The 8,582-nt window shown below is 41.9% G+C and carries 8 protein-coding genes; 2 read left to right on the forward strand and 6 right to left on the reverse strand.

What is annotated here, in order from left to right; translation table 11 throughout:
• Positions 1-28 precede the first annotated feature (28 nt).
• The gene (locus AN394_RS07650) at positions 29-1,471 is read right to left on the reverse strand and encodes a glyceraldehyde-3-phosphate dehydrogenase (protein WP_054561210.1); all 1,443 of its coding nucleotides are present in this window, start codon (positions 1,469-1,471) and stop codon (positions 29-31) included.
• 174 nt (positions 1,472-1,645) lie between these two features.
• Here AN394_RS07650 and AN394_RS07655 point away from each other — a divergent pair, with 174 nt between their 5' ends.
• Positions 1,646-2,452 (forward strand): DUF2989 domain-containing protein, encoded by an 807-nt coding sequence (locus AN394_RS07655; protein WP_055021158.1) that lies wholly within the window; start codon positions 1,646-1,648, stop codon positions 2,450-2,452.
• Positions 2,453-2,516: 64 nt separating this feature from the next.
• Here AN394_RS07655 and ihfA read toward each other — a convergent pair whose 3' ends face one another.
• The 5 genes from ihfA to AN394_RS07680 all read right to left on the reverse strand — a co-directional run bounded on the left by ihfA (position 2,517) and on the right by AN394_RS07680 (position 8,045).
• Positions 2,517-2,816, reverse strand: a complete 300-nt coding sequence (ihfA, locus tag AN394_RS07660; protein WP_002960690.1) for an integration host factor subunit alpha — start codon at positions 2,814-2,816, stop codon at positions 2,517-2,519.
• Positions 2,817-2,818: 2 nt separating this feature from the next.
• Entirely contained in the window at positions 2,819-5,206 is a 2,388-nt protein-coding gene (gene pheT, locus AN394_RS07665; protein WP_055021159.1) for a phenylalanine--tRNA ligase subunit beta, read from the reverse strand.
• Positions 5,207-5,221: 15 nt separating this feature from the next.
• Positions 5,222-6,202 (reverse strand): phenylalanine--tRNA ligase subunit alpha, encoded by a 981-nt coding sequence (gene pheS / locus AN394_RS07670; RefSeq protein ID WP_054552893.1) that lies wholly within the window; start codon positions 6,200-6,202, stop codon positions 5,222-5,224.
• A 77-nt stretch (positions 6,203-6,279) separates the two neighbouring features.
• The gene (hda, locus tag AN394_RS07675) at positions 6,280-6,990 is read right to left on the reverse strand and encodes a DnaA regulatory inactivator Hda (protein ID WP_171038282.1); all 711 of its coding nucleotides are present in this window, start codon (positions 6,988-6,990) and stop codon (positions 6,280-6,282) included.
• Positions 6,990-8,045, reverse strand: coding sequence for a DUF2066 domain-containing protein (locus tag AN394_RS07680; protein WP_054561206.1), 1,056 nt, complete (start codon positions 8,043-8,045; stop codon positions 6,990-6,992). Before AN394_RS07680 ends, hda begins: the two co-directional genes overlap by 1 nt.
• A gap of 286 nt (positions 8,046-8,331) precedes the next feature.
• Here AN394_RS07680 and AN394_RS22430 point away from each other — a divergent pair, with 286 nt between their 5' ends.
• On the forward strand, positions 8,332-8,457 hold the full coding sequence (locus AN394_RS22430; protein WP_268795647.1) for a hypothetical protein: 126 nt from the start codon (positions 8,332-8,334) through the stop codon (positions 8,455-8,457).
• Positions 8,458-8,582: the final 125 nt, after the last annotated feature.

The raw sequence follows: 8,582 nt of genomic DNA on the forward strand, positions 1-8,582 counted from the left end.
GGCTTCTAGATTCTTTATAACTTAGGTATTAGCGAGGTAAGCTTGGGAAAGTTACTTCAGCCATATCACGCATACAGCGTACTACCTGACAGCTATAACCAAACTCATTATCGTACCAAACGTAAAGTACAACGCGGTTGTCATCTACGATTGTCGCTTGTGAATCAACAACACCTGCGTAACGGCTACCTACTAAGTCAGTCGATACGATTTCAGTAGACGCTGTGTAATCGATTTGATCACGAAGGTCTGAATGAAGTGCTGTTTCACGTAAGAACGCATTTAGTTCTTCAACAGTTGTACCTTTTTCAAGATTTAAGTTCAAGATAGCCATTGATACGTTTGGCGTAGGAACACGGATAGCGTTACCAGTTAGTTTACCTTCAAGCTCAGGTAAAGCTTTAGAAACCGCTTTTGCAGCACCTGTTGAAGTGATAACCATGTTAAGTGCAGCAGCACGGCCACGACGCTCAGCTTTGTGGTAGTTATCAATTAAGTTTTGGTCATTTGTGTAAGAGTGAACTGTTTCAACGTGACCGTTTTTGATACCAAACTTATCGTTAAGTGCTTTTAATGTAGGGGTAATAGCATTGGTTGTACAGCTTGCTGCACAGACAATCTTATCTTCAGATTTGATATCTTGGTTGTTTACACCGTATACGATGTTTTTGATGTTACCTTTAGCTGGTGCAGTTAATAATACTTTTGCTGCGCCTTTTGCTTCTAAGTGCTGGCCAAGGCCTGCTTCGTCTTTCCAGATACCTGTGTTATCAACAACAAGTGCATTCTCGATGCCGTAAGCTGTGTAATCAACTTCGCTAGGAGAGTTAGCATAGATAACTTGAATGTAGCTACCGTTAGCTTTAATTGCATTGCGCTCTTTATCAATTGTGATTGAGCCATTGAATGGACCGTGGATAGAGTCACGGCGAAGTAAGCTTGCACGCTTTTCTAAGTCGCCGTCTTTACCGCCACGTACAACGATTGCACGTAAACGTAGGTCTGCATAAGGACCTGACTTTTCGATTAATAGACGCGCTAATAAACGACCGATACGACCGAAACCGTATAACACAACATCACGTGGCTCTTTGCGCTCTGAGTTTGCGATTTCTGCTAGTTCGTCAGTTAAGTATTCTTCAACTGAGCGACCTTTCGCAGCATCGTTAAACAAATAACCATACGCTAGTTTACCAATATCGATACGTGCTGAGTTTAAGTCCATTTTGCTAATTGCTTCTAAGAAAGGGAAGCTTTCACGTAAACGTAGTTTTGTACCTTCAAACTGAGCAACTGTTTTGTGTGCTTTGATGATATCGATTGTACTGGCATTAACGAGAGGACGGCCATATACAGCGATTTCGATACCACGATTACGGTAAAGTCTACCAATAATAGGTTGCATACTTTCTGCGTAATCTTGACGTTCTTGCCAGCTGCTTGTGTATTCTAACTCGTGAGATGAGGTCATTTTTTTTACCTAATTAAACAATTTTGAACGGATAGCCTTAAAAAATGTGTTGTGATTTGAGAGCAACACATCTCAGGCAGGGGTATTCTAATTTAAACTCGAACGATTCTCCACTGTTACAGAACAAATCATTGCGCTAGAATAAAGTAGTACAAATTAAGTAGAGGTTAAGGAATGTTATTAAGAGCAAGCGTGTTGCTTGGTTTATTGGCATTAGCAGGCTGTGAAGATCCGCTTACACTAGCGAAAGTGTGCGACGAAACACCTGGCTTCTGCAGTGATTTAAATAAAGACAGTCACTGCAAAGAGCAACGTGCCGAGGTCATCATTCAACGTTATGTTGAATATAAGTCACCAACAGACGAAAACAAATACCAATTATTAAAGGATTTTGAGAAATACGATCAATGTGTGTCGCTTGCCGCCAAGATTGAGCACATAAAACTAAAAGAAAAAACCACGTCTCGTGTTGAAGGTCATTTAACAAGCATCAAAGAAATGACTCGAATTTTTCAAGATACCAAAAATACTGACCACCCAGGTTTATTGTATTACCATTGGTCGCGTAATAACGACCAATCTGCGTTAACTAAATTGCTCGCCCTGGAAGAAAAGCAAGATAAACGGGTGACTGAAGATGCCGAAATGCAGTTTTTCTTGGCAAGCTACTACGTGAAGTTTGATGATGAAAAAACCATTGATTTGCTCTACAAAACGCTAGAGTTAAATAAAGCAGGTGAAGCACCCAATCCTGAGATCTACCCTACTCTTGTGAGCTTATTCTACAAACACGAAAAGTATAAACATGCCTACACCTTTGCACGTGTAGCACAATTATCAGGGTATGAAGATGTCGATATTTTACCTATTGAGCATCAACTCGCTGCCGCAGGCAAAAGCCTAGACAGCTTAGATGATTTAGCACAAAAAACCTACGACAGTATCCAAGAAGGAAGCTTCGTATCACCACGCGGGTTTTGATAATTCCAACTCGCTAATGTGCAGTGCTCAGACAAATAAAAAAGGCAGCTAACGCTGCCTTTTCTTATTTTGCTTTGCTTGTGCCAACTTCTACACGAGTTTTTAGCTTTTGACCTGGTCTAAAAGTCACAACTCTGCGCGCCGAAATAGGAATATCTTCACCTGTTTTCGGATTGCGGCCTGGACGTTCTTTCTTGTCTCGAAGATCAAAGTTACCAAATCCAGAGAGCTTAACCTGCTCGCCTTTTTCTAGCGCTGAGCGGATTTCTTCAAAAAACGCTTCAACTAAATCTTTGGCATCTTTTTTATTGATCCCGAGTTTTTCAAATAGGTGTTCAGCTATGTCGGCTTTAGTAAGCGCCATATCTAGTCCCTCAACGATGCGTTAAATTGTTCGGCCAGTGCGGCCACCACATTATCAACTACTTGATTGATATCTTTCTCTTCGAGCGTTCTATCAACCGCTTGCAGTGTTAGAGCAATCGCCAAACTCTTATAATTTGGCTCAATACCTTTGCCCTTATACACATCGAATAAGTTTAGGTCAACCAATTGATTTCCGCCAACTTTTTCTATGACATTTAAAATATCGCCAGATTTTACGTGATCTTCCACTAAAATCGCGATATCACGGCGGTTTGACGGGAATTTCGACACTGCCACTGCTTCTGGTAATTTTCTTTTTTCTAGTGCAGACATTTCGATTTCAAACACAAATGCTGTGTTGTTGATATCTAGTGACTTTTGCACCTGTGGGTGCACTGCACCAAAGAAACCTACTTTTTTACCATCAACATAAATAACGGCTGATTGGCCTGGGTGTAAGCCATCAGACTGCTCTGCTTTTATCTCAAAACGTGATGAATCATTGCTAATCGCTAAAAGTGCTTCAACATCACCTTTTAAATCATAGAAATCAACGCTACGCTTCTCTTGAACCCAATGTTCACCGTGTGCAAGACCTGAGATTACACCACCAATGACAGCAACTTGGTTTACACCGTTTTCAGCATTTTCGTCACGTAAGAATTTTAAGCCGTGCTCAAATAAGCGTACACGTGGTTGCTGACGGTTTTGATTATAAACTAGAGACGCTAATAGACCCGGCATCAAGCTCACGCGCATTGCCGACATTTCAACCGAAATTGGGTGTGGCAATACAAGCGCATCACTTTGCGGGTGTAAAATTGCTTGTGCTTTTGGATCAACGAAGCTGTAAGTAATTGCTTCTTGGTAACCACGAGTAACAAGCGTATTGCGGAATTTAGTAACCGCAACATGTGACTCGTCATGGTTAGTCATTTTTAATTTAGCAGTTGGTGCAACGTTAGGAATACTGTTATAGCCGTAAACACGCGCAACTTCTTCAATTAAATCTTCTTCGATACGAATATCAAAGCGATAGCTAGGTACGTCAGCACTCCATACACCATCAACAATTTTCACGTCTAAACCTAAACGCGTTAGGATGTCAGTTACTTTTGCATCATCAATGTGGTGGCCAATAACACGGTCTAAACGCTCTCGACGTAAACGTACTTCTGTTACTTTTGGTAATTTGTCAGTTGCGACTGCTTCAACAACTGGGCCTGCTTCACCGCCAACAATCTCAAGAAGTAATGCTGTCGCACGTTCCATTGCATCTTTTTGCAGTGCAAAATCGACACCACGCTCGTAACGGTGTGACGCATCAGTGTGTAAACCGTAGCTACGTGCTTGACCAGCAATAGCGACAGGGTTAAAGAACGCACTTTCTAATAAAATATCTGATGTTGCTTCAGTTACACCTGATTTTTCACCACCAAAAATACCTGCAATAGCAAGCGCTTTGTTGTGATCAGCAATAACAAGCGTAGACTCGTTTAGTTTAGCTGTGTTGCCATCTAACAGAACTAACTCTTCACCCGCATTTGCGCTACGTACTTTAATACCACCTTCAATCGCATTTAAATCAAATGCGTGCATTGGGTGACCTAGCTCTAATAACACATAGTTTGTTACATCAACAACAGGGTCGATTGAGCGAATACCACTGCGACGAAGCTTCTCTACCATCCAAAGTGGTGTTTCTGCATCAAGGTTAATACCTTTAATTACACGGCCTAAATAACGAGGACACGCTTCATCATTCACAAGCTCAATCGATACTTTGTCATCAATCGTTGCAGCAACTGGTGCGATTTCAAGTGTGTTTACATCAACACTGTTAAGTACGCCTACTTCACGCGCTAGGCCTTTAATACCTAGGCAATCACCACGGTTAGGTGTTAAGTCAACATCAATAATGTTGTCGTCTAGGCTTAAGTACTCACGTAAATCTGTACCGATTGGTGCATCACTTGGTAATTCCATGATGCCATCACCTTCTTCGCTGATACCTAACTCAACGAATGCGCACAGCATACCGTGTGAAGGTTGACCACGAAGTTTGGCTTTTTTAATTTTGAAGTCGCCAGGTAATACAGCGCCAACTGTCGCAACAGCTACTTTTAAACCTTGACGACAGTTAGGTGCTCCACACACGATATCAAGTAGCTCATCACCACCTACGTTTACTTTAGTTACACGTAATTTATCAGCATCTGGGTGTTGACCACACTCAACAACTTCACCAACAACAACGCCGGTGAACTCTGCTGCTGCAGGCTCAACACCGTCAACTTCAAGACCAGCCATTGATAACTGTTCCGAAAGAGCCTGTGTGTCGATTGCTGGGTTAACCCACTCTCTTAACCACTTTTCACTAAATTTCATTTTATATCTTCACTCTTAACGGAACTGGTTTAGGAATTTTAAATCGTTTTCGAAAAATGCACGTAAGTCGTTTACGCCGTAACGCAACATAGTCAAGCGCTCTACACCCATACCGAATGCGAAGCCTGTGTATTTTTCTGGATCAATACCCACTGATTTAAGAACGTTAGGGTGAACCATGCCACAGCCTAATACCTCTAACCACTTGCCGTTTTTACCCATAACATCAACCTCAGCTGATGGTTCAGTAAATGGGAAGTAAGAAGGACGGAAACGAATTTCCATATCTTCTTCAAAGAAGTTACGTAAGAAGTCGTGCAGAATACCTTTTAACTCAGTGAAGCTTACATCTGTATCAACCATTAAGCCTTCCACTTGGTGGAACATTGGCGTGTGTGTTTGGTCATAATCGTTACGATAAACACGACCTGGTGAAATGATACGTAGTGGTGGCTGCTCAGTTTCCATAGTACGGATTTGTACGCCACTAGTTTGTGTACGTAACACAAGCTTAGGGTTGAAATAGAAAGTATCGTGATCAGCTCGCGCTGGGTGGTGCTCAGGAATATTTAGCGCATCGAAGTTATGAAAATCATCTTCAACTTCAGGACCTGATTTAACCGCAAAACCTAACTCACCAAAAAAGCTTTCAATACGTTCAATAGTACGAGTTACTGGGTGTAAGCCACCTGTTGGCATAACACGACCCGGTAAAGTTACGTCGATCGTTTCTGCAGCTAGTTTCTCTTCAAGAGCCTTACTTGCTAGTAACTCACGCTTTTCGTTAATGGCTGTTTGTACTTCTTGTTTTGCTTGGTTAATCACTTGACCCGCTTCTTTACGCTCTTCAGGGGCAATTTTGCCTAGCGTTTTAAGTAAGCTGGTGATTTCACCTTTTTTACCAAGGTAATTAACCCTGATATCTTCTAGTTGCGCGATTTCATTCGCACTGGCAACTGCCTCAAGTGCTTGCGCTAAAATATTTTCTAAGTTCATTGAGTACCTGGTCTTTCACAGAAGGATTTTTGTAATAGCTAATGATAACTGAAAGCAAGGACTAGATTCTAGCCCTACTAAAGCTTTAACGTTGATTTTATAAAAGGAATTGTTAATTTTCTTTGTGCAGCCATTGAGGCATGGTCAAGTTTGTCTAAAACGTCTAATAATGCACGCATATCGCGGCTTAATCGCGTTAATAAAAAGCGCGCACATTCATCAGTTAGTTCAAGGCCGCGCATATGAGCACGGCGTACGAGGGCTTCCGCTTTATCATCATCGCTCATTGAGCGAATTTGTAATGTTGTGCCCCACTTCAAACGCGATACTAAATCAGGAAGATTGATATGCAGCATGTCAGGTAATAAATCAGCTGTGACCACAAGGTATTTACCCGGCTCATTAAAGCGATTAAAAAAGTTAAATAATCCTTTCTCCCATGCATCGTTGCCTGCCACTAAGTGCACGTCATCGATACATAACACATCAAGATTTTCCAGACCTTCAAGCACAACAGGACCATAATCAATCACTTCACGCATTGAAAGTAACATGGTTGATAAACCACGCTCTTGGGCATGAATACAGGTCGCGTACAATAGGTGGGATTTACCAGAATCACCTAAACCGCATAAGTAGGTATATTGAAATTTATTACTGAGCTTTGTGAACGCATCTTTAAGATGACTCACTTCAAGAGAGTTTTCGCCACCAAAATAAGAAGTAAATGTTTCATCATCAGGCAAAGTAACTGGCAATGCCATTTGCATTGGTTCTTGCACTGCGATTAAAGCCCCTGCCACTGATATTCAAGTTCGTCGCTATTCACCACTTGATAAAAATCTCGCGGGTCTTGATAGGCTTTAAAGGCACTATCAAGTTCTAACGCTTTTCTAAAGTCGTTCATGCTGCCAGTATGATTAACTATAAATTGTACGGTATCAGGCGTACGTACAGATATCACAGCGCGAGTAACAACACTTAAGCTCTCTAAACGGCGTTTAGCAAATTCAATATCAACAAAGTTATTAATACCTTTAAGATAGAAAGTTGCTGTTGCAAGTTGGCCAATCATTGTTGGATCAATGGCATATTCTGCTGCTAAACCACCCGCCAAACTGTCAATCATATCTGCAACAATTTGCTGCTTATCACCCATCAAGCGATTAGTATCGAATAATTCTGCATTAGTGAATCGCCAATCAAGGATCCAGGTTTCTGAATCAGCTTGTTGATACATTCTTGCAGTAATACTGCGCTCTGCACTATAACGACTCGATGCCCGCTCTACGGGTTCAGAGAAATTACCCCATACTTCTGGTATGCCAACAATAGCGCGGTCTTGTAAATCAAGTAATGGCACAACCACAGGTAAACCACGACGACCTGCTTTGTCGTATATAAGCTGTTCAAGCTGCGGATAAGACTCTTGAGTCACCAGTTCACGGCGCCAGTTATCTTCAATGCCTAACCAGATAGCCACTAAAGGACGACGTGTCCCCCACAATGGCAAGCCAAGATCTTTGATTAATGCATTAATCTTATTGGCTTCAAACTTAACAACCAGATTTAAACTGCCATCAGCTTTTTCGTCATATTCGAATTTGAGCATGTAATCTGAAATGTCACGCGTGCGCTGTTTAGCAACAGGGTTTTGATCTGCGCTTGTATCACCACTCACTTTCACCAGCACATTTAGCAGTGCTTCACGGCTTGCTGCCAAACGAGCATCACGTGATTTGTCTGCAACTTTAAGAGTATCTTGATATAAATTAGTCACCTCAACAGCGAAAGTTGAAGCACTCGAAAATAATAATAATAAACAAATAAGTAATCTAGACACAGGCCATTAGTTCTTGCTTTTAAACTGATTTGATCCTAAATCAAAGCCATAAACAAAGCAAAGTTAATTTAATGAACAGTAGCTGAGCAAGTTCGTGAGTTACAAGTTGGGAGTTAGCGAGGGGAAAGTTAGCGAGGGGAAAGTTTTAAGGTATGGCGTAGTTGGGTATAGCGGAGCGAAAACAAACACATCACAGAGCTATCAGCTTTCAGCCGTCAGCGATTAGCCGATAGGTGGAGGTTCTAAGCTCTAGGCTCTAGGCTCTAGGCAAAGTGTACTTGTAGGAATGGCTTTAGCCGTGAATGTGTTTTTATGGCCTGAATTCGGCACTGAAGTGCCTCCTACGGGGGTTGTTGCTGAGGGAGTCTCTGTACTAAAAAACCCCACAGTTCAGCTGACGGCTGACGGCTGACCGCTGATGGCTGATGGCTGATAGCTGACAGCTGACAGCTGACAGCTAAAACGCAAAAAAGCCCGACTCTTTCGAATCGGGCTTTCTCTTATTTGGAGCCTGGCGATGACCTACTTTCACATAGC

Origin of the sequence: Pseudoalteromonas sp. P1-26, assembly GCF_001401795.1 — a bacterium.
Taxonomy (GTDB): Bacteria; Pseudomonadota; Gammaproteobacteria; order Enterobacterales; family Alteromonadaceae; genus Pseudoalteromonas.

Bases quoted from the DNA above. Each gene is read 5' to 3' on its own strand.
- ihfA (WP_002960690.1), bottom strand. From the start codon at position 2,816: ATGGCGCTTACTAAAGCCGACATAGCTGAACACCTATTTGAAAAACTC.
- AN394_RS07655 (WP_055021158.1), top strand. From the start codon at position 1,646: ATGTTATTAAGAGCAAGCGTGTTGCTTGGTTTATTGGCATTAGCAGGC.
- AN394_RS22430 (WP_268795647.1), top strand. From the start codon at position 8,332: ATGGCTTTAGCCGTGAATGTGTTTTTATGGCCTGAATTCGGCACTGAA.
- AN394_RS07650 (WP_054561210.1), bottom strand. From the start codon at position 1,471: ATGACCTCATCTCACGAGTTAGAATACACAAGCAGCTGGCAAGAACGT.
- pheT (WP_055021159.1), bottom strand. From the start codon at position 5,206: ATGAAATTTAGTGAAAAGTGGTTAAGAGAGTGGGTTAACCCAGCAATC.
- pheS (WP_054552893.1), bottom strand. From the start codon at position 6,202: ATGAACTTAGAAAATATTTTAGCGCAAGCACTTGAGGCAGTTGCCAGT.